The organism is Flavobacterium sp. GL_143 (assembly GCF_057834355.1).
Genome location: NZ_CM174401.1, coordinates 5,054,205 through 5,074,839 on the forward strand (window position 1 = coordinate 5,054,205; position 20,635 = coordinate 5,074,839).

Sequence of the window (20,635 nt, forward strand, 5' to 3'; positions counted from 1 at the left end):
TCAGTTACTGCAACTGAATACTGTTACCAAACACTGTTACTAAAAAACCGAATACTAAAAAAATGAATCCATATCTCGATATTGTCATCCGCAGTGCTTCGGTTTACTTTTTTATGGTAATCGCATTACGTGTTTTTGGAAAAAAGGAATTATCTCAGCTCAATACTGCCGATGTAATTCTGATATTATTAATTAGTAATGCTGTCCAAAACGCAATGGTTGGTAGCGACACAAGTCTTTTAGGAGGAATTGCTGCAGCAGCCGTATTGTTTATCATTAATTATATTCTAAAAAAACTCACCTACAAATACAAAGGACTACACAATCTTTTGCTAGAAAAACCTGAAGTTCTCATTCATAATGGTCATATCGATTTTAAATCGCTAAGTAAATTAAATATATCTTCGGATGAAATTGAAGAAGCTATGCGGGAACATGGTGTAGAACATTATAAAGAGGTAAAATTAGCCATGCTAGAAATAGATGGTACAATAAGTATTATCTCAAAAAGTACAAATCATTTAAAGCAGACAATATACAAGCGAAAACACAATCACAAAAACTTTCAGAAGTAGTTAAAAGTAAGTCGAAAGTTTAAAAGTCATAAAGTCAAAAGGATCAACATCAGTCAAAACAACTAAAACCAAGTAGCTCAAACACAAAAATATTATGCCGGCAATTTTAATAGAAGTTAGAAAAGACTATAACGAAGAAGAAGGTACTAGAATTATCGATGCAGTTCATTCTGCAATGGTAACAGCTTTTCAGATCCCACCTGAAGATAAAACCGTCAGACTTTTAGTTCATCCGCCACATAGATTTGCAGTTTCACCAACTAAAACCCAACCTGAATTATACACTTTAATAAGTGTTGATGCATTTTCAGGACGTTCTATTGATGCAAAAAGAAAACTATTCAGTGAAATGACTAAAAACTTATCTGAATTAGGCATCCCAAAAGACCATGTTTTAATTGTTGTTAGAGATAGTCAGAAAGAAAGTTGGGGTGTTCAGGGAGGACAATCGGCATATGATGTTGATCTAGGATTTAAAGTTGAAGTTTAAAATAGAAATAATCATTTAAATACCTACAAGGTCAAAAAAGACTTTGCAGGAAAGCATAAATCATAAAAAAAGAGGATAATTTTCAATGAAATTATCCTCTTTTTTATAGAATTAAAATTACTTTAAGCATCTAGAACCAAATCTTTAATTGTAGTATTGGATAGCCCGAACGGCTTAAGTCTGTGGTTTAGATTTACCAAAATATAATCTTGCTCTACAGGAAATCTTTCTGCTATATTTTTATAATGCTTTAAAAGCTTCTTGTCTTCTACCCCATTTAAAGCTTGCAAAGCCGTGTGAATAACTCTATTTGATTTATCATTTAAACCTATAATAAAGCTATCTATATAATTTTCTTTATTACTTAATTGTCCAAGCATATAATATGTAGTAACTTTTATACTCTCATTATCATTTTCAGTAAAAGGAATTATAAGATAGCTATAATCGATATTCATTTCTTTTAATAAATATGCACAAAAACTAAAAGTTTCGTCGTCTTTTATCATTTCCATATTCGACTCGATTACTCCTAGCCAATCTGAACTTTTATCTTTTGCATACCAAAATACAAATTGAAAAACATGCAATAAACTCACATCGGCAAAATCAACTAAATAAGGATACGCACGTTCATAATCAAATTTTGCGAGCATCTGAAGTAACTCTTTTTGAATTTCGCCATTACTTATTTTATATTCTTCTTCGATTATATCTAATGTCTCAGCATCTAGCTTTTGCTTGATTAAAATCCCTGTCAAACAATCGCTCTTCACCTCATCAGCATTAGTCGAAAAGTACATTTTTAGAATATCTTGCAAAGAACCTCCTATTCTATACCCAAACCATCCTGCATTATCCTGCATTAAATCACCCGAAATTACTTCATCAAGCCATCTTTCATACCAATCCAGGAAATTTAATTCGAAAGTAAACTGAGGATTATATCTTTCACTATTAATATTTAAAACTCTTCCTTTAAATTCTCCATTTAAAACAATTGCATGATAACAAGAACAACCTTGCTCACCAATAGGCAACAATCCCCCATATACCTTTCCTAGTTCCTTTTCATAATCGTCATCTGAAATGGTATCTTCTTCTATTTTTTCGATTAAATCATCCCAATACTCATCTGACATTTTAGGATATAGAATACAATCTTTTTTTAAATACTCCTTAGTATTTTCATAGATTAAGTCATTTACATTCTTTCCTAGTGGGTATATTCCGTAAAAAGGTCCTGCAGCCGAAGATAAAAACGATTCCCCTCCGTTTCCAATATTCATTAAAAACGCTTTATAACAATTCGGAAGCTCTACACTGTATTCGGTTTCAAACTTTAATATATCTTCTGCATTTACAACTTCTCCCAAGATATACTTATGACTTGAAGCTCCAAATACTTTTAAGCCTTTATCTATTTGTTTAGCCTCGACTAACTTACTTTTAATTCTTTCTATTTGTTCAGCTAAGAACTTATTATTCGATTCTTCCATTTTAATCTTTATTCCTTCGTTCTATTTTTAGAATAGAATAAATGTACTCTATTTTAGTTTTTGCACAAATTATTTCAACAAACAAAAAAGCTACAAGATTTTTTACTCCTGTAGCTTTCATTTAATAAATTTATATTTAATTATTCATAAACCGCATCGCGATTGTAAACCAGTATTTTCGAAACATTCTCAGCAATTTCCTTACCTAATATTTCTTCAATTACATATAATGTTCCGTCTAAACCCGAAGTGATTCCTGCAGTGGTGAGTACTTCATCATCTAAGACATATCGTACATTTTCAACAATCTCAATACTTTCATGCATCTTTAAATACTGCATTGCTCCAAAATGAGTAGTTGCTTTTTTATTATCCAATATTCCAGTTGCAGCAAGAATCACGGAGCCTGTACAAACTGAGAATATCAATGCCGCCGCCTTATGTTGACTTTTAATCCATTCGGCAATCTCAATATTACTATCCCCAATCTGCTTTGCTAAAGATGGTTCTGCCCCGGGAATCACTATAATGTCTGCCTGTGGAGCATTAGAAAAATTATAAGTAGCTTTGATTTGAAGGATATTACCTTCAGAATATACTAAACTTTCATTTGGGGAAACACTATAGAGCTCAAATCTGTTACCAAAAAAATTAGCTTTGGCAAATACATCTATAGGACCATTCAGATCAAGTGCTTCAACTTGATCAAATACTAGAAACGCGACTTTTATTGTTTTTTTTTCGTTGAATTGTGGAAATTTTTTTGATTCCATTTTAAATGATTTTAATTTTAATTATTATTCTACATTTTTAACGCTACGGTTTTATAATAGCAGATTAAAGTCTGATTTCTGAAACTGTATACGATAAACAGCGGGAGAAATCTGATAATGTTTCATAAATACTCCTCTCATAGTATCTATTGATACAAATCCTACCAGATGCGCTATATTTTTTAGTTCATGATCTGTTTCTTCTAAATATTTTTTCGCCGTTTCTAATCGTACTTTTTCTACGTATTTAGCAGGAGTAATTCCCGTTTCGGCAGTAAAGACTCTATTAAAATTACGCAGACTCATAGCTGCTTTTTCAGCCATATTTTGAACAGTTATCGGCTTATTTAAATTTTCTAATATCCAGAAATGAAGTTTTTTAATAATCATACTATCTACCACAGGCTGTAAGAGAAAGTTACTATACTGACTCTGATTACCATGTCTTTGTAAATACATAACTAATATTTTTGCTATAGAAAGACTTGTTTCCTTTCCACAATCTTCTTCAATTAAAGCCAAACACAAATCAATACCAGTTGATGCACCCGCAGCTGTATATATTGAATTTTGTTGTATATAAATAGGTTTCGATTCTACCTGAATTAAGGGATACTTCTTTTTTAGTAAGTCGCAATACATCCAGTGTGTAGTTGCATGTTTACCATTCAGCAATCCTGATCCTGCTAATAAAAATGCTCCCACACAAACGGAACAAACACGACGGATTTTGTATGCATTTTTCTGTAACCATTCCTGAAAAATCAGATAATCCTGTGGTGGAGTTTTAAAGGAAAATCCACTAATAATAAGGGTATCAATTGGCTCAACAATGTCAACAACTTTCTTATCACAACTAAAGTTTAAACCATTAAAATTACCTAAATATAATTCGTCCGTAGGTGATGCAATTACAACATCATAATTAAAAGATTTAATTTGCTTATCCTGTTCTTCAATCAGATGTTTTGCAAGGCGAAATGCATCCATAGGACCTGCAAGATCCAGAATAAGCATATCGGGTATTGCAACAATAACTATCAGTTTTTTTTCCATAATTCAAAGATATAAACTTCATATTTGGCGTAAATGCCAATTTTACCTTAATTTATGCCATCCTTGCAATTAACTCGAATGAAAACTTCTAAAAAAACTAGTTTTAAAAAACAAGTCAATAACCATTAAATTGTCTTTTATATTATTAAAGCTTCAGAAAGATTAATCTTTTTAAATCAACATATTAATAATAGAAAATAAAATTTAGGCAGTAAAAAACATGCAACAAACAAAAAGCTAGTCTCAATAAAGGAGGGCACTGAAAAAGTCCTTTTCACGAATAAATTGTTAATTAAAAGGAGTAGAAGCTAAAAGTTTCTGCTCCTTTTTTTTGTATCTTTTGAGTGTAATCATAAGGCTTTTTAGATGTTAATTCAACAGCAACAAATTCAGTTTAGTCCCTATTCCTCATTATATGATTTAATTGTTCCTCAGGATAATCTCCTTAGAAAAATCAACGAACTCATAGACTTCTCATTCATCTACGATGAGTTGCTAAATAAATATTGCATCACTAATGGTCGCACAGCAGAAAGCCCAGTGCGTATGTTTAAGTATTTACTTCTAAAAACAATTTATGATGTCTCGGATGTTGATGTAGTAGAACGTTCACGTTTTGATATGTCTTTTAAGTATTTCTTAGAAATGACACCAGAGGAGAGTGTTATTAATCCAAGTTCTTTAACGAAATTTCGTAAACTTCGCCTGAAGGATACGGACTTATTAAATCTACTCATTGGTAAAACAGTATCTATAGCCGTCGAAAAGGGAATCATCAGATCCAGGTCTATTATAGTTGATGCTACACACACTTTATCAAGATCAAATCCATTTGCAGCAATTGATGTATTAAGAGAGCGCTCTAAACTTCTACGAAGAACAGTATATTTATTTGATGACCAATTCAAAGAGCATATGCCCGAGAAGAACAATACCAATGAATTGGAAAAAGAATTAGCCTATTGTAAAGAACTGGAGCAGCGCATAGAAAAAGAAGAATCTTTGAGTTCTATACCTGCTGTAAAAGAAAAGCTAAATCTGCTTAAAGAAACTATAGAAGATACTCAGGAAAATTTTATCTTATCAAAAGATATAGATGCTAAAACAGGTCATAAATCCGCAGATAGCTCTTTCTTTGGATACAAGACTCATTTAGCGATGACCGAAGAGCGAATCATCACAGCGGCTGTAGTTACCTCAGGAGAGAAAGCAGATGGTCCAGAGTTACCAAAACTCTTAGAGATTAGTCAGCAAAACGGAATTGATGTAAATACCATTATTGGTGATGGAGCTTATTCAGGAACAGAAAATCTCAAGCGAGCAAACGGGAAAAATATTAGAGTTGTAGCTAAGTTAAATGTTTCAGTAGCAAATGGGACAAGAAAAGAGGAAGATAAATTTCAATATAATAAAGATGCCGATAGAATGGTTTGTCCTGCAGGACATATGGCTATACGAAAAGCTAGACAGGGCAAAAAAAATGTTGGGAAAAATCAAACATATACCTACTATTTCGATGTCGAAAAATGCAAATCTTGTTCTTTAAAACAGGGGTGTTATAAAGGGGCAAAAACAAAAACCTACTGTGTAAGGATAAAATCAGACTTACACCAAGAACAAATCGCCTTTCAAGAAACGGATTATTTCAAAGAAAAAGCAAAACATCGATACAAAATAGAGGCTAAAAATAGTGAGTTAAAAAACGTACATGGCTATGATAGAGCAATATCGTACGGCATTGCCAATATGCAAATGCAAGGAGCAATGGCTATTTTTACAGTCAACTTAAAAAGAATACTGAAATTAATGTAAGAAATTTATAAAATAAGTATGCCTACACAAAATGCCCCCTATAAATCAAAAATCGATTCATATAGCTGCAAATAAAAAACAGATATAAAACGAAAAACGCTTACAACGGATATTTTTAAATCCTGTTATAAGCGTTTTTTCATTGTCTAAAAACAATCCCAATCAAAATAAGGGATGTTTTTCAGTGCCCTCCAATAAAGAAACTAGCTTTTTTTTATAGGTTTAAAATGCGATTTTAAATCTCACATTTCACAAATACTTTTTTTCTATTATATAAAAATACTAAGTATATAATACACTATTGCAGCTAAAAGTGCCGAAACAGGAATCGTTAATACCCAAGCCCATAATAAACTTACTGTTACACCCCAACGAACGGCAGATACACGTTTTGTTAATCCAACCCCAATGATAGATCCTGTAATAGTATGTGTTGTACTTACTGGCACTTTAAAATGCTCTGTAAAGTATAATGTTAATGCTCCTGCAGTTTCTGCAGCTACACCTTCAAATGAAGTTACTTTAGTGATTTTAGAACCCATTGTTTTTACAATTTTCCATCCACCACTTAATGTTCCCGCTGCAATTGCAGAGTAACAAGCTAAAGGAATCCAAGATGGCATCTTGAATGCTCCATCATCTGACGGAAGTACCACATCTAACCAAGCATCCATATGTACACCTGGATTTGTATGAATATAAACCGCAACTGCTGCTGCAATAATACCCATTACTTTTTGAGAATCGTTACCACCGTGACCTAAACTAAAAGCAGCCGAAGATAGTAATTGCATTTTTTTCAGTGCTCCATCTGCCTGATGAAGATTTAAACTACTAAATATCAAAGCAAATGCTGAAATTGAATAGATAATAAATCCTACCAAAAACCATTTTATATTATGTGCCTCTAATACAACGCTCCAAAATTCTGAAGACGCAAAACGAGGTTTTCCTCCATCCTTTATGATTGTTTCATAAGGAATCATTTGGTAATAGATAAAAACAGCTGTAAAAATCATTAAAGCAATCGTGAATAACTTTGGTAAAATACTTTTTTTAGAAGAGTTCAATAACCAAATAGAAATTAAATAAGAAGCTAATGCTCCTAACAGCGGTGCTAAAACGATAAAAGCAACTATGACGAGAACTCCCGAGGGCATCCCTCCGTCTTTTCCTGCTTTGTACCAGCTTACAATTTGATACCAATATTGTGTGGTACCATCTTCTCCTACATAACCAGAGAAACCATGTACAGCGATTGCATGAGCAATTGCAGCACCAGCAAAACCTCCAATTAAGGTATGAGATGAACTTGAAGGAATTCCTAACCACCAAGTTAATAAGTTCCAACAAATAGCAGCGATAACCCCTGCCAAAATCACAACTAGATTGATTTCCATGGTGTTTGCTGTTTTAGCAACAGTATCTGCTACACCAAAACCGAAAACCCAATAAGCCAAAAAGTTAAAAAATGCTGCCCAAAGAACGGCCTGAAAAGGCGTTAATACCTTTGTAGCAACAACTGTAGCTATAGCATTTGCCGCATCATGAAAACCATTGATGTAATCAAAGATTAAAGCTAATACTATAATAATTATAAGTAGCGTCATAAAATTATAACTTCAGAATTGAAATAAATTGAATTTAAGAATGTTTTACAGAAATAGATTCTAGTATGTTTGCAACACTCTTACATTTATCTGTTGCAGATTCTAAAACAGATAACACTTCTTTATATTTAATAATATTTTTAGCGTCTGTTTCGTTTTCAAAAATTTCAAAAACTGCTTTGTTATAAACATTATCCGACTTGTTTTCCAGTTTATTAATTCTGGCACACGCATCCTTAATGACTTTGAAATTCTTTAAATTTCTCAATTCTTTTACTGCACTATCAATATTCTGACATGCTTCAAGATTGATTTCAGTCATTTTTCTGATAGATTTTGTAATCTTATCAACCTGATACAACTTCATTCTGCTTGCAGCACCATGTAAATAATCGGCTACGTTATCAATAGAAGTAATCAAAGTATGAATATCTTCTCTATCAAATGGAGTAATGAAGTTTCTGCTTAATTCTAGATTTGTCTGACGAGTAATATCCTCGCCTTTTTGTTCCAATTCATCAATCTTTTGAAAAAGTACTTCTCTTTCTTTCAAAGGAAGATTTACTGCTTCGTGTAAGTTAGAAGCTAACTCAATTAAATTGCTTGATGCTTCTTCAAAAAGTGGAAAGAATTTCTTGTCTTTCGGCACTAAAAATTGGAAAATACTGTTTATTGACATTTTTATATTTTTAATACTGCAAAATTACTTCATTATTCTTTCGCTATGTTAAGCCATTGTTAACAAATCATTTTCAATTTGGAAACTATTCAAAAATGAAATTGTCTTTTCGATATCATAATGTAGGATTCTATCCTCAGTAACCAACGGTACAACTTCGCGATAACTGCTTAAAAACATCTCGATAAAGTCGCTTGATTTCAACGGATTTCTATAAGCAATTGCCTGCGAAGCATTTAATAATTCAATAGCAAGAATACGCTCTAAATTATCCATAACACGCAATGCTTTGGTAGCACCATTTGCACCCATGCTCACGTGATCTTCTTGGCCATTACTAGAAACTATACTATCTACACTAGATGGTGTTGCTAATTGCTTGTTCTGACTAGCAATACTTGCTGCTGTATATTGCGGAATCATTAATCCTGAATTTAACCCTGGATTATCTACCAAAAATGCAGGAAGATTACGTAATCCTGAAATTAATTGATACGTTCTTCTTTCAGAAATACTTCCTAATTCAGCCAAAGCAATTGCCATAAAATCTAAGGCTAAAGCCAAAGGTTGCCCGTGGAAATTTCCTCCAGAAATGATCTCATCGCTTTCTACAAATATGTTAGGATTATCAGTAACCGAATTAATCTCTGTTTTAAAAACCTTTCTCACATAATCAATAGCATCTTTTGAAGCTCCATGAACTTGCGGAATACAACGGAACGAATATGGATCCTGAACATGCGTTTTTACCTGAGATATGATTTCGCTTCCTTCTAAAAATTCTTTGATACGTTGTGCGGTAACAATTTGTCCTTTATGAGGGCGGATAAAATGAATCAATTCATGAAACGGTTCGATTCTTCCGTCAAAACCTTCCAAAGAAATTGTTCCAATTAAATCGGCTAGATAAGAGAACTTATAAGCTTTCATTAAAATATGAGCTCCGTAAGCACTCATAAACTGTGTACCGTTTAATAATGCTAATCCCTCTTTAGATTTTAATACAATTGGCTCCCAGTTAAAGTGTTTTAAAACTTCACTTGAGTGTACTTTCTTCCCTTCAAAATATACTTCACCTTCACCTAACAACGGCAATGATAAATGTGCTAATGGAGCTAAATCTCCAGATGCACCAAGTGATCCTTGCGTATAAACAACTGGTAAAATATCATTGTTGTAAAAAGAAACTAAACGTTCTAATGTTTGTAATTGTATAGCCGAATGTCCGTAGCTTAATGATTGTATCTTAAGCAATAACATTAATTTTACAATTTCTTGTGGTACCTCCTCACCTGTTCCACAAGCATGAGATTTTACAAGGTTTTCTTGAAGTTTAGATAAATTTTCATTAGATATCTTCACATTACAAAGTGATCCAAATCCTGTATTGATACCATAAATAGGCTCAGAATGTGAAGCCATTTTTTTATCTAAATAATCCCTGCATTTTTGAACATTGATTTTAGCTTCATCAGATAGTTCTAATGTTTTTTGCTCTACGATTATCTCTTGTAATTGCTCTAAATTCAGTAGCTCCGTACTGATATAATGAATGTTGCTCATTTTATATTGTATTTGAATGTCAAAATTCAGCAAATCAATATTAAAAAGCAATGTTTATTGAGGATTATTTAATACTTCTTCTCAAATAAAAAATAAGAAAATGAAAAAACAGTAGTAAAAACAATAAAAGCAACTCTAAATGAGTTGCTTTTATTATAATTTATATAAACTTTAAAAATCTATTAAATTAATAATAAGTAATAACTGTTTTTTCATTTAGCACTGTTGCAGTAGGTTTTCCATGAAATCTCATTTTTGTTAAAACATAACCATTTTCATTATAGGTATATTCACTTCTCGATAATCTGGTATTGACTACATTTCCATCTTCAGTTACAATAACCGAAGAGCTAGCTTCATTATTAGCACTATTAACACCTATAAGAGTAGTATTAAATCCTAAAATATTTTTTGTAGGCATATTTTTTGTGTCATAAACAAAATCTGATGTTTCAACATAGTTAGTCATATCAACATATGAAGTTGAATGAACATATTTAACCATATTACCTTTTTCATAAGTATAAACCCAGGTGCCCCAATCAGGGTAATCGCTCGTCTCGGTGATTAAACCATCCGTACCGTAAGCATAATTAATTGTATAATCAATAGTTCCATCAAATCCCTTTCTTATCATAGATGTCAAATCTCTTTTTGTATTATATACATATTCATAAGATGACTTAACAGTATTATCAACATTATAGTAGGTCACTTTTGTGATTAAATCATCGTTATACGTATACTTTGCTATTACATCATATACAGTTACGGTTTGATCACTTAATCTAGTCGTAGTACTTTTGATCGTTTGACTTATTATTTTAGTAATATTGGTCGCATCATAAGTATACGTATATTCAGATTTTGTGTTTTCTCTAGTACTAATTGATTCTACAGTTCTTGTTTTAGGAAGTTCTAATATTACTTTTTCAGAAACTACCCCTTTTGCACTTTCCATACTTCCTGAATTAGCAGTAACAGTATATGTAAAAGAACCAGTAGATGTAAGTACATCTTTAAATTTTGCTTCTGTAAGTGGGGCGGCATTAATTTTTACAGGATTATCGTTTCTGTAAACATTGTACGTAATACCAGTACCTCCCACAACAGACCAGCTTACATCTACTCCACCCCCATTTAATGCTGCTTTTATAGTCACAGGAGCCACAGGAGCTACTGGAGTAGCTGAACTATCTTCATCACTACTACAAGATGCAAGTATGAAAAAAGATATAAATAACAGAGTAATTTTTTTCTTCATTTTTATTTTTATAATTATTTCGGCGAAAATAGCTAAAATAACCAAAGGTTCTACATGTTAAACATATAATTAAATGAATAATAATCTTTTTTTTAGGATTAATTATAAAATTGTATCAATTCTCAAAAATATAAACCACTATAATTTGACCGTTTATAATGCCAAATATTAAAAAGTAATGTTTATTTAGGATTATTTAATCTTAATAGTAAATAAAGGAACGTGCCAAAACAACAAAAGCAACTCTAAATGGGGTGCTTTTGTTATAATTTTAGGCAAATTAAAACTTCTTAAATTAATAATAAGTAATAACTGTTTGTTGAGTTTGTAATGTTTCACCAGAAGATACCTTAAGAGTTTTCATTGTTGTTAAAACATAACCATTTTCATTATACGTATTATCACTTTTAGACGATTCCGTACTCGAAAGTTCACCATTAAGCGTAATAACAGTTGAGGAGCTGATCTCATTATTTTTACTATTATTTACAAAAAAATTAAATCCTAAAATATTTAAAGTAGGTTCATTCTTTGTATCAAATACATAATTACTTACCGCAAGATATTCATCTTCACGCATTGGAGTTGTAATACTATATTTTACCAAATTACCTTTTCCGAAAGTATATATCCCCACACCCGAATCACGTGCGTCATTTGTTTCAGTAATTGTTCCATCCTCATTGTATTTATAAGTTACAGTATAATTAATACTTCCATCCGATCTTTTTACTATCCTACCTATCATTTTCTTTTGCGCATTATACACATTCTCAACAGAGGACCTAGGAATATCATCAACACTATAGTAGCTCATTTTTGTAATTAAATTTCCAGCATAAGTATACTTAACTACTGTATTCGTTACAGTTACCTTTTTGTATGTTAAATCTGTATTGGTTTCTTTAATAGTTAGACTCACTAATTTAGTAATATTAGATGTGTCATAAGTATATGCATATTCATATTTCGTGTCATAATATATATCAATTGATTGCATAGTTTTTGTTTTAGGAAGTTCTAATATTACTTTTTCAGAAACCACTCCTTTTGTACTCTCCGCACCATCTAAATTAGCCGTAACAGTATATACAAAAGAACCTGTATTTTTAAGAACATCTGTAAATTTTGCTTCCGTAAGTGGAGCTTTATTAATTTTTACAGCATTTCTGTAAACATTATATGTAATACCAGAACCTTGTACAACAGACCAATCTACATCTACACTACCTTCATTTAATACTGCATGAATAGCAGTAGGAGCCACTGGTGCTATTGGAATAATAGAACTATCTTCATCACTACTACAAGATGTAAGTATGAAAAAAGATACAAATAACAGAGTGATTTTTTTCTTCATTTTTATATTTTTTTTTAATTATTTCGGCTAAAATAGTTAAAAACAACACAAACAACTAAAGATTTTACATGTTAAATAAACAAATTATTAATAATAATTTTCTTTAAAATTAAATATATCCATTTCCTAAAATATAACCCTAGTAACTTGACCTCAAAATTAAGATAGCAAATATTGAAACGAGAAATTATACTGCATATATGTATTTTACTATTGAAGTTCGATTTGTAAGCGATTTAAACTCATATTGTTGCTCAGACAAAAGAAAATACCCCTCTTAATCTGAGATAAATATATGAATACCCTATTTTGAAGCTTTAAATTTTAACAAATAGTCAGTATTGCAATTTTACCCTCCTGATTATTAAAATATTCGCAAAAACTCAATTTGATTTTTTGCTCTTTAGAAAAACCTGTACATTTGAAAAATCAAAAATGAAAGATAACAGTATAAAATATCACTCTTCGATAACAACTCAAAACTGGGTTGCAATTACTGCTACAACAACTTCTACAATTACTACTACCCCTTAGGGGTATACATTTTTACATATAATCCGGTTATCCATACTTTTTTTTCTAGAAAGAAGAAAAGCATTGAATACGTATAAACACTTGCATTTATAAAATAAAAAACACAAAATGAGAATATTAAAATTTGGTGGAACTTCGGTCGCCAATGCCGAAAATATAAAAAGAGTTTTAGAAATTGTAAACAAAAAATCAGAACAAGATCAATTAGTAGTTGTTGTTTCAGCTTTAAGCAAAGTAACCGATTTACTTCAGGCTGCTGCTACGAAAGCAGCTTCTAATGACGAAAGTTTTAAAGATATAGTTGCAGAAATAGAGAAAAAACATTTAGATACTTTAAAAGCTCTAATTCCTGTTAGCGAACAAAGTAGCTTATTAAGCCACGTAAAAAGAATTATAAACCATCTTGAAACTTTACTTGACGGATGTTTCTTATTAGGAGAATTATCCAATAGAACATCTGATACTATCTTGAGTTTTGGAGAATTGCTTTCGTCTTATATTATTGCCGAAGCTTTAAAACAAACTAATAAAAATAGCGGTTACAAAGACAGCCGCGAACTTATAAAAACCAATAATCATTTTGGGAAAGCCGCTGTAAACTTTGAAGTTACAAATCAATTAATTCGTGATTACTTTGCTACAAATGAATCTCAAGTCGTTATCATGCCTGGTTTTATAGCTTCGTCACTAGATGGAATCATTACAACATTAGGTCGTGGCGGGTCTGATTATACTGCTGCAATTCTGGCAGGCGCACTGAATGCTAAAGGACTGGAAATATGGACTGATGTAAACGGAATGTACACTGCCAATCCTAAAATTGTAAAACAAGCACACCCTATTGCAACTATTTCTTATCAGGAAGCGATGGAATTATCGCATTTTGGTGCCAAGGTGTTATATCCGCCTACAATCCAACCCGTTTTAAGAAAAAGCATTCCTATTGTAATCAAGAATACTTTTGAACCAGAATCGGAAGGAACTTATATTTCGAATCAGGTTTCATCAAAAGATACTATTGTAAAAGGAATTAGTCATATCGATAATATTTCGCTAATAACTCTTGAAGGTTCAGGTATGATTGGTGTTTCCGGTTCTTCAAAACGTCTTTTTGAAGTTTTGTCTAACGAAAGTATCAATGTCATTTTTATTACTCAGGCATCATCTGAACATTCTATTTGTATCGGTATTTTAAATGCTGATGCCGAAAATGCAGAACAAGCAATTAATGGTGCTTTTGAAGTAGAAATTACTCAAAATAAAGTGGATCCTTGTATTGTTGAGAAAAACCTTTGCATCATTGCATTGGTTGGTGAAAACATGAAAAATCACCAAGGTTTAAGCGGAAGAATGTTTAGTACTTTAGGTAAAAATAACGTGAATATTCGTGCCATTGCTCAAGGGGCTTCCGAGAGAAATATCTCGGTTGTAATTAATGAGCGTGATGTAAAAAAAGCATTGAATACCCTACACGAAAACTTCTTTGAAGAGAATACCAAACAACTCAACTTATTTGTAATGGGAGTTGGAAACGTGGGAGAAAAATTCATCGAACAAATTCACAGCCAAAGAAAGTTTTTGAAAGAAAACCTAAAGATAAATGTTCGCGTTATTGCTTTATCCAATTCTAGAAAAATGATTTTCGACGAAGATGGCATTTCACTTAAAGAATGGCAATCGGCTCTTGAAAATGGAGAAACAGCTAATAAAGATGCATTTATAGAACGTGCAAAAGAACTGAATTTACGTAATAGTATTTTTGTTGATATTACAGCAAATGCAACTGTTTCTGAAACTTACGAAGAATTCTTAAAACAAAGTATTGCGGTAGTAACTTGTAATAAAATTGCTTGTTCATCTGAATATGCTAATTATAAAAAACTAAAAAATTTATCACGCCAATTCAATGCTCCATTTTTATTCGAAACCAATGTTGGTGCAGGTTTACCAATTATAGATACAGTAAAAAACTTAATTGCATCTGGTGATAAAGTACATAAAATTCAGGCTGTTTTATCTGGAAGTTTGAATTTTATCTTTAATAATTTTGATAAAGACAACTCTTTCCTCGATGTGGTAAAAGAAGCCGGAGTACAAGGATTTACTGAGCCTGACCCAAAAATTGACTTAAGCGGAATTGATGTTGCCAGAAAAATTCTAATCCTAATTAGAGAAAGTGGTTATGAAATGGATATTGATGCTATTGCAAATGAATCTTTCATGCCTGCAGAATCTCTTGCAACAACTACAAATGAAGCTTTCTTTGAATCATTAAAAAAATATTCAGCACATTTTGAATCTATTTATGATGAAGCCTTAAGTAAAGATTCAAGATTAAAATATGTAGCTCAATTCGAAAACGGAAAAGCAAGCGTAGGATTACAATTTATCCCAAAAGATCATCCATTCTATAATCTGGAAGGAAAAGACAATATTGTATTGTTTTACACCGATCGTTATGTAGATCAGCCGCTACTTATAAAAGGCGCTGGTGCTGGTGCTGCAGTTACAGCTTCGGGGATTTTTGCAGATGTAATTAGAATTGGGAATAATTAATTTTGAGGTACTAAGTTGCTAAGTTACTAAGGTTCTGAGAAAAACTCGAAACTTAGTATCTTAGGAATTCTAAATATTATTATAAAGATATAAAGAGACTCTTATTTAAGAAAAAGCTTAGAAACTTAGCAACTTAGAGCCTCAGAAACTTAAAAAAAATGAAAGAAATAAAACTATTTTGTCCGGCAACAATTGCCAATCTCTCGTGTGGATTTGATGTTCTCGGACTTTGTTTAGAAACTGCGGGTGATGAAATGATTGTTCGTAAATCAGATCAGAAAGGTGTTCGTATCACAAAAATTATTGGTGCCGATTTGCCTTTGGAAACTGAGAAAAATGTAGCTGGAGTTGCAGCATTGGCAATGCTTGAAACTATAGAAACCGAATTCGGATTTGAAATCGAAATTTATAAGAATATCAAAGCCGGAAGCGGAATCGGTAGTAGTGCCGCAAGTTCTGCTGGTGCTGTATTTGGCATAAACGAATTATTAGGACGTCCTTATTCTAGAAAAGAATTGGTACAATTTGCCATGCAAGGCGAGAAATTAGCTAGCGGAAATGCTCATGCCGATAACGTTGCTCCTGCCCTTTTGGGTGGTTTTACTTTGGTAAGAAGCTACAATCCGCTGGATATTATAAAAATAGATAGTCCAGAAGAATTATATGCTACAGTTGTACATCCTCAAATCGAACTAAAAACATCTGATGCACGTTCGGTATTAAAACAAAATGTTTCCCTAAAAAGCGCCATTATGCAATGGGGAAATGTAGGTGGTTTAATCGCTGGATTATATACTAAAGATTACGATTTGATCGGAAGATCTCTTCATGACGAAATCGTAGAACCTTTACGAAGTGTCTTGATTCCTGGTTTTGATTTAATTAAACAAGCAGCTCTCGAAAATGGCGCACTAGGTTCTGGAATTTCAGGTTCTGGCCCTTCTATTTTTGCTTTAAGCAGAGGAAAAGAAAACGCTGAAAAAATCGGTAAAGCCATGAGCGAAGTATATGATAATATAGATTTACCATACGAAATTCATATCTCGCAAATTAATCCAGACGGAGTACGCGTAATTTAGCTTTAAGCAATAGGCTTTAAGCCTTAAGCCTACCGTTTGAAGCATAAAAATAATTAAACATTAGCAAAAAAGCTTAAAGCCTCTAGCCTAAAGCTTACTGCGCAAAGCAATAAAAAAATGAAATACTATAGTTTAAACCATAATGCCCCAAAGGTTTCTTTTCAGGAAGCTGTAATACAAGGATTAGCAAGTGATAAAGGATTGTATTTTCCAGAAACTATCACACCATTAAATGCTTCTTTTTTTGATGCAATCGAAAATCTGAGCAATGAAGAAATCGCTTTTGAAGCCATCAAACAATTTGTTGGAGATGAAATTCCTGAGCATATCTTAAAAGAAATAATTTCCGAAACGTTATGTTTTGATTTCCCAGTTGTTGAGGTCGAAAAAGGAATTTATTCGCTTGAATTATTTCACGGGCCTACAATGGCTTTTAAAGATGTTGGTGCACGATTTATGTCACGTTGTCTGGCCTATTTTAACAAAGATAAAGCAGAAAGTAAAAATACAGTTCTTGTGGCTACATCGGGTGATACTGGTGGAGCCGTTGCAAGCGGATTTCTTGGCGTTGCGGGTGTAGAAGTTGTGATTTTATATCCTTCAGGAAAAGTAAGCGACATTCAGGAAAAGCAACTAACAACATTAGGTCAAAACATCAAAGCTCTAGAAGTTGATGGTGTTTTTGATGATTGTCAGGATATGGTAAAAAAAGCCTTTCTAGATGAAACTCTAAAACATAAAAACCTTACCTCAGCAAATTCTATCAATATTGCGCGTTGGCTGCCGCAAATGTTCTATTTCTTCTTTGCTTACAAAGCGTTGAAAAGCCAAAACAAACCGTTAGTTTTCTCTTGCCCAAGTGGAAACTTTGGGAATATCTGCGCCGGAATTATGGCCAAGAAATTAGGTTTGCCAATTGAACATTTTGTGGCCTCTACAAACGTAAATGATACTGTACCAAGGTTCTTAGAAAACGGAAAATACGACCCGAAACCTTCTAAAGCAACTATCTCAAACGCCATGGACGTTGGTAACCCGAGTAATTTTATTCGTATTCAGGAAATGTACCAAAATGATTTAAAAGCTTTCGAAAAAGACTTCTCTTCTTATAGTTATACTGATGAAGAAACGTTAGAAGCAATGAAACAGATTTATAAAGCTAACGGTTATATTGCAGAACCACACGGTGCAGTTGGCTATCTTGGTTTGAAAAAAGAATTACAAAAGCATGACAATGCAATTGGTATTTTCTTAGAAACTGCTCATCCTATTAAATTTCTTGATGTTGTTGAGCCTGCTTTAGGAATTAAACTTTCGATTCCGGAACAAATTGAAAGTGTTATTAATGAGGATAAAGTAAGTGTAAAGATTGCTACTTATGAGGAATTGAAATCATTTTTAGGGTAATACACTTCTGATTATAAAACCTAAAAAAAACCACAAATTACACTAAAAATGACTAGTACAATTTGTGGTTTTCTTTTAGGAAAACAATCTATTTTCTACAATTATTTATAAGTAAAAGTACCTTTAGCATCTTTAAAATCTAAACCTACATAATTCTTAAGATCATCAAAAGTAGTTCCTGATACTACAATTTCTTTTAATCTTTTTTCACTATCCAAAATTCTTCTCAGAGTCATTGTTTTAAAGGACCTCGGAGATGGCTTTGAATCAGTATACTCATGATCTATTTTTACAATATTATTAGTGCTCTTTTTTCCAAATTTGTCATGTAGTACAGAAAAAAGCGTATAGTAGCTATAAAGCAGTGGAGTTTCATACGTATAATCACTACCTTTTACATAAGCATCAGAATCATAAGTATAATTAATCGTATAGCTAGTTCCTGCCAGAACTGATTTGATTATGGCTTTGGTAATATTTCCATTCTGTTCTTCAAAATCCACTTGTTGACCTAATCTATAAGTAGGATAATATTTACTTTTTCTATATGATTCAACTTTAGAAATGTATTGATTTTTATATGTAAAAACTGTTGAATCTGAACTAACACTAGAAATTTCACTATTAGTTTCAGATACAAAAATTTCGTTATTTATTATTGACTCAACACTTCCAGCTTTTAAATGAATTGATCTTTTAGAAATTATTTTAAAACCTGTAAGATTATCTTCTAATTGATTAACCTCAATTAAATCTGGGCTCACATAAGTAATTCCATAAACATATCCACCTTCTTTTACTTTAACAATTTTATTTGTGTTATCATATTCATAGGATTCGTCATCACGTCTAATTCCGATATACGGATCATAAGGATAAGAAAAAGAAATCAGTTTTTGATTTGCCAAATCAATAACTGGTGGTGCTACAACTGGATCAGATTTAGAATCATCAGAGGAGCATGATGTTATTACCACACTCATTAGAGGTAAAAAAAATAGTAGTTTTGGAAATTTCATAAAATAGGTAATTGATTATATTAAGTCTTAAATTTTCGTGACAATATTAAGACATTAATCTTACAATTAAAAAATTATCTACGCTAGTTAAATCTACAAAGAAGTAAAGAAAAATATTAATTAAAAAATTGATTTGTATCGGAGTCCTCAAACCAAAATCAGATGAAACACGAAGTAAAACCTAAGATAATTTTATTCCTTATCAAATAAAATTTTAACAAATATAATAGTATTTTTGTTTTGCTTTTTTAACTATAAACCAAAAAAAACTATTCTAATTTCATGAAAATCAAACCTACGTTTTTCCTAATTCTATTATTACTCTTCGCTTTTAAACAAACTATTTTTGCTCAAGTCAAAGACAATTACACAGCCAGAATTGATAGTTTAATTCAAACAACTTCAGTACGTCCGTTTAATGGGACTATACTAATCTCTCAAAACGGAAAAATCAAATACTCTAAAGCATACGGCTATTCTGATTATACAAAAAAAACACCTCTAAAACTAGATGACCATTTTGTTATTTTGTCCAATAGTAAGCAAATAACTGCTGTTTTAATTCTTCAGGAAGTTGAAAAAGGAAAGATTGTTTTAAATACTCCTATAAAAAAATATTTACCAAACCTAAAACAGCCCTGGACTAGTACTGTTACTGTAGAGAATTTACTAAATCATACTTCAGGAATTGTAGATTTAGAAAAGCCAACCGCCTTTGCTGTTGGAACTGAATTTAAATATACCGATTTGAATTATATTTTGCTAGGACAGATTATCGAAAGGGTAACTAATAAAACCTATGAAGCTGTTGTAAACGAATTGTTCAAAGTGAACAAAATGAAAGATAGTTTTTTTCCTAACTCAGATAACCAAGATGAAGTTGTAAACGGTCGTCAATATCTTAAAGACAATACAACCAAAGTAATCCAGGGTGTTATTATTCCTAAAGATCGAGTTCCTGCTGCAGGACTTGTTAGCACAGTTAAAGATTTAGCTATTTGGAATGATTTGCTGCATAATGGTAAACTTTTAAAAGAAGCTACCTACGCCCGAATGACCACTTATACAATTACCAACCAACATCCTGTTTTTGGCGATAAAGAAATTGGATATGGCTATGGCATTCGTGTGAACGACGAAGCTAAAATTAAAGAATTTGGTCATACCGGAATCGTACCTGATCAAGGATTTACATCGGTAAATTTATATTATCCTGAAACAAAAACAAGTATCATTGTTCTGGAAAACCAAACCTTTGATAATTTTGATATCGCTTATTATTTTGAAGCTGAAATTAGGAAGATTGTGTTGAATAGTGGGTTACTGAATTAATCAGACATAAGAATTCAATAACTGTGA

General features: G+C 32.0%; 16 protein-coding genes. 7 read left to right on the plus strand and 9 right to left on the minus strand.

Annotated elements, in window-relative coordinates; translation table 11 throughout:
• Nucleotides 1–62 precede the first annotated feature (62 nt).
• Nucleotides 63–575, plus strand: a complete 513-nt coding sequence (locus AC3IPI_RS21285) for a DUF421 domain-containing protein (protein WP_039114609.1) — start codon at nucleotides 63–65, stop codon at nucleotides 573–575.
• A 94-nt stretch (nucleotides 576–669) separates the two neighbouring features.
• Nucleotides 670–1,065: a tautomerase family protein gene (locus AC3IPI_RS21290; RefSeq protein ID WP_086894538.1), complete on the plus strand. Its 396-nt coding sequence runs from the start codon at nucleotides 670–672 to the stop codon at nucleotides 1,063–1,065.
• Between the two features lie 122 nt (nucleotides 1,066–1,187).
• On the opposite strand, the gene AC3IPI_RS21295 is transcribed toward AC3IPI_RS21290, so the two are convergent.
• The 3 genes from AC3IPI_RS21295 to AC3IPI_RS21305 form a co-directional block, all read right to left on the minus strand.
• On the minus strand, nucleotides 1,188–2,564 hold the full coding sequence (locus AC3IPI_RS21295) for an SMI1/KNR4 family protein (RefSeq protein WP_489155561.1): 1,377 nt from the start codon (nucleotides 2,562–2,564) through the stop codon (nucleotides 1,188–1,190).
• A gap of 140 nt (nucleotides 2,565–2,704) precedes the next feature.
• Nucleotides 2,705–3,337, minus strand: coding sequence for a DJ-1/PfpI family protein (locus AC3IPI_RS21300; protein ID WP_489155564.1), 633 nt, complete (start codon nucleotides 3,335–3,337; stop codon nucleotides 2,705–2,707).
• A 51-nt stretch (nucleotides 3,338–3,388) separates the two neighbouring features.
• Complete coding sequence (locus AC3IPI_RS21305; protein WP_489155566.1) at nucleotides 3,389–4,393, minus strand: GlxA family transcriptional regulator; 1,005 nt, start codon at nucleotides 4,391–4,393, stop codon at nucleotides 3,389–3,391.
• 366 nt (nucleotides 4,394–4,759) lie between these two features.
• On the opposite strand from AC3IPI_RS21305, the gene AC3IPI_RS21310 reads away from it, so the two are divergent.
• The gene (locus tag AC3IPI_RS21310) at nucleotides 4,760–6,205 is read left to right on the plus strand and encodes an IS1182 family transposase (RefSeq protein WP_489153512.1); all 1,446 of its coding nucleotides are present in this window, start codon (nucleotides 4,760–4,762) and stop codon (nucleotides 6,203–6,205) included.
• Between the two features lie 269 nt (nucleotides 6,206–6,474).
• On the opposite strand, the gene AC3IPI_RS21315 is transcribed toward AC3IPI_RS21310, so the two are convergent.
• The 5 genes from AC3IPI_RS21315 to AC3IPI_RS21335 all read right to left on the minus strand — a co-directional run bounded on the left by AC3IPI_RS21315 (nucleotide 6,475) and on the right by AC3IPI_RS21335 (nucleotide 12,681).
• On the minus strand, nucleotides 6,475–7,815 hold the full coding sequence (locus tag AC3IPI_RS21315; RefSeq protein WP_039114616.1) for an inorganic phosphate transporter: 1,341 nt from the start codon (nucleotides 7,813–7,815) through the stop codon (nucleotides 6,475–6,477).
• Nucleotides 7,816–7,849: 34 nt separating this feature from the next.
• Entirely contained in the window at nucleotides 7,850–8,494 is a 645-nt protein-coding gene (locus tag AC3IPI_RS21320; protein ID WP_035627329.1) for a DUF47 domain-containing protein, read from the minus strand.
• 48 nt (nucleotides 8,495–8,542) lie between these two features.
• On the minus strand, nucleotides 8,543–10,057 hold the full coding sequence (hutH, locus tag AC3IPI_RS21325; RefSeq protein WP_489155569.1) for a histidine ammonia-lyase: 1,515 nt from the start codon (nucleotides 10,055–10,057) through the stop codon (nucleotides 8,543–8,545).
• Nucleotides 10,058–10,244: 187 nt separating this feature from the next.
• A complete protein-coding gene (locus tag AC3IPI_RS21330) occupies nucleotides 10,245–11,321 on the minus strand; it encodes a hypothetical protein (protein ID WP_489155571.1) in 1,077 nt (358 codons plus the stop codon).
• A 295-nt stretch (nucleotides 11,322–11,616) separates the two neighbouring features.
• Complete coding sequence (locus AC3IPI_RS21335; protein ID WP_489155573.1) at nucleotides 11,617–12,681, minus strand: rhamnogalacturonan endolyase family protein; 1,065 nt, start codon at nucleotides 12,679–12,681, stop codon at nucleotides 11,617–11,619.
• Between the two features lie 642 nt (nucleotides 12,682–13,323).
• Here AC3IPI_RS21335 and thrA point away from each other — a divergent pair.
• The 3 genes from thrA to thrC all read left to right on the plus strand — a co-directional run bounded on the left by thrA (nucleotide 13,324) and on the right by thrC (nucleotide 18,257).
• Nucleotides 13,324–15,771: a bifunctional aspartate kinase/homoserine dehydrogenase I gene (gene thrA / locus AC3IPI_RS21340; protein WP_489155575.1), complete on the plus strand. Its 2,448-nt coding sequence runs from the start codon at nucleotides 13,324–13,326 to the stop codon at nucleotides 15,769–15,771.
• Between the two features lie 158 nt (nucleotides 15,772–15,929).
• Nucleotides 15,930–16,850 (plus strand): homoserine kinase, encoded by a 921-nt coding sequence (locus AC3IPI_RS21345; protein WP_489155577.1) that lies wholly within the window; start codon nucleotides 15,930–15,932, stop codon nucleotides 16,848–16,850.
• Nucleotides 16,851–16,967: 117 nt separating this feature from the next.
• A complete protein-coding gene (gene thrC, locus AC3IPI_RS21350; RefSeq protein WP_489155579.1) occupies nucleotides 16,968–18,257 on the plus strand; it encodes a threonine synthase in 1,290 nt (429 codons plus the stop codon).
• Nucleotides 18,258–18,358: 101 nt separating this feature from the next.
• On the opposite strand, the gene AC3IPI_RS21355 is transcribed toward thrC, so the two are convergent.
• Nucleotides 18,359–19,276 carry a hypothetical protein gene (locus AC3IPI_RS21355; protein ID WP_489155581.1) on the minus strand — a complete coding sequence of 306 codons (918 nt, stop codon included), beginning with the start codon at nucleotides 19,274–19,276 and terminating at the stop codon, nucleotides 18,359–18,361.
• A gap of 282 nt (nucleotides 19,277–19,558) precedes the next feature.
• On the opposite strand from AC3IPI_RS21355, the gene AC3IPI_RS21360 reads away from it, so the two are divergent.
• Entirely contained in the window at nucleotides 19,559–20,608 is a 1,050-nt protein-coding gene (locus tag AC3IPI_RS21360; protein WP_489155584.1) for a serine hydrolase domain-containing protein, read from the plus strand.
• Nucleotides 20,609–20,635: the final 27 nt, after the last annotated feature.

Bases quoted from the DNA above. Each gene is read 5' to 3' on its own strand.
- AC3IPI_RS21290 (WP_086894538.1), top strand. From the start codon at position 670: ATGCCGGCAATTTTAATAGAAGTTAGAAAAGACTATAACGAAGAAGAA.
- AC3IPI_RS21360 (WP_489155584.1), top strand. From the start codon at position 19,559: ATGAAAATCAAACCTACGTTTTTCCTAATTCTATTATTACTCTTCGCT.
- AC3IPI_RS21285 (WP_039114609.1), top strand. From the start codon at position 63: ATGAATCCATATCTCGATATTGTCATCCGCAGTGCTTCGGTTTACTTT.
- thrC (WP_489155579.1), top strand. From the start codon at position 16,968: ATGAAATACTATAGTTTAAACCATAATGCCCCAAAGGTTTCTTTTCAG.
- thrA (WP_489155575.1), top strand. From the start codon at position 13,324: ATGAGAATATTAAAATTTGGTGGAACTTCGGTCGCCAATGCCGAAAAT.
- AC3IPI_RS21305 (WP_489155566.1), bottom strand. From the start codon at position 4,393: ATGGAAAAAAAACTGATAGTTATTGTTGCAATACCCGATATGCTTATT.
- AC3IPI_RS21310 (WP_489153512.1), top strand. From the start codon at position 4,760: ATGTTAATTCAACAGCAACAAATTCAGTTTAGTCCCTATTCCTCATTA.
- AC3IPI_RS21355 (WP_489155581.1), bottom strand. From the start codon at position 19,276: ATGAAATTTCCAAAACTACTATTTTTTTTACCTCTAATGAGTGTGGTA.
- AC3IPI_RS21320 (WP_035627329.1), bottom strand. From the start codon at position 8,494: ATGTCAATAAACAGTATTTTCCAATTTTTAGTGCCGAAAGACAAGAAA.
- AC3IPI_RS21300 (WP_489155564.1), bottom strand. From the start codon at position 3,337: ATGGAATCAAAAAAATTTCCACAATTCAACGAAAAAAAAACAATAAAA.
- AC3IPI_RS21315 (WP_039114616.1), bottom strand. From the start codon at position 7,815: ATGACGCTACTTATAATTATTATAGTATTAGCTTTAATCTTTGATTAC.
- AC3IPI_RS21295 (WP_489155561.1), bottom strand. From the start codon at position 2,564: ATGGAAGAATCGAATAATAAGTTCTTAGCTGAACAAATAGAAAGAATT.
- hutH (WP_489155569.1), bottom strand. From the start codon at position 10,057: ATGAGCAACATTCATTATATCAGTACGGAGCTACTGAATTTAGAGCAA.
- AC3IPI_RS21330 (WP_489155571.1), bottom strand. From the start codon at position 11,321: ATGAAGAAAAAAATTACTCTGTTATTTATATCTTTTTTCATACTTGCA.
- AC3IPI_RS21335 (WP_489155573.1), bottom strand. From the start codon at position 12,681: ATGAAGAAAAAAATCACTCTGTTATTTGTATCTTTTTTCATACTTACA.
- AC3IPI_RS21345 (WP_489155577.1), top strand. From the start codon at position 15,930: ATGAAAGAAATAAAACTATTTTGTCCGGCAACAATTGCCAATCTCTCG.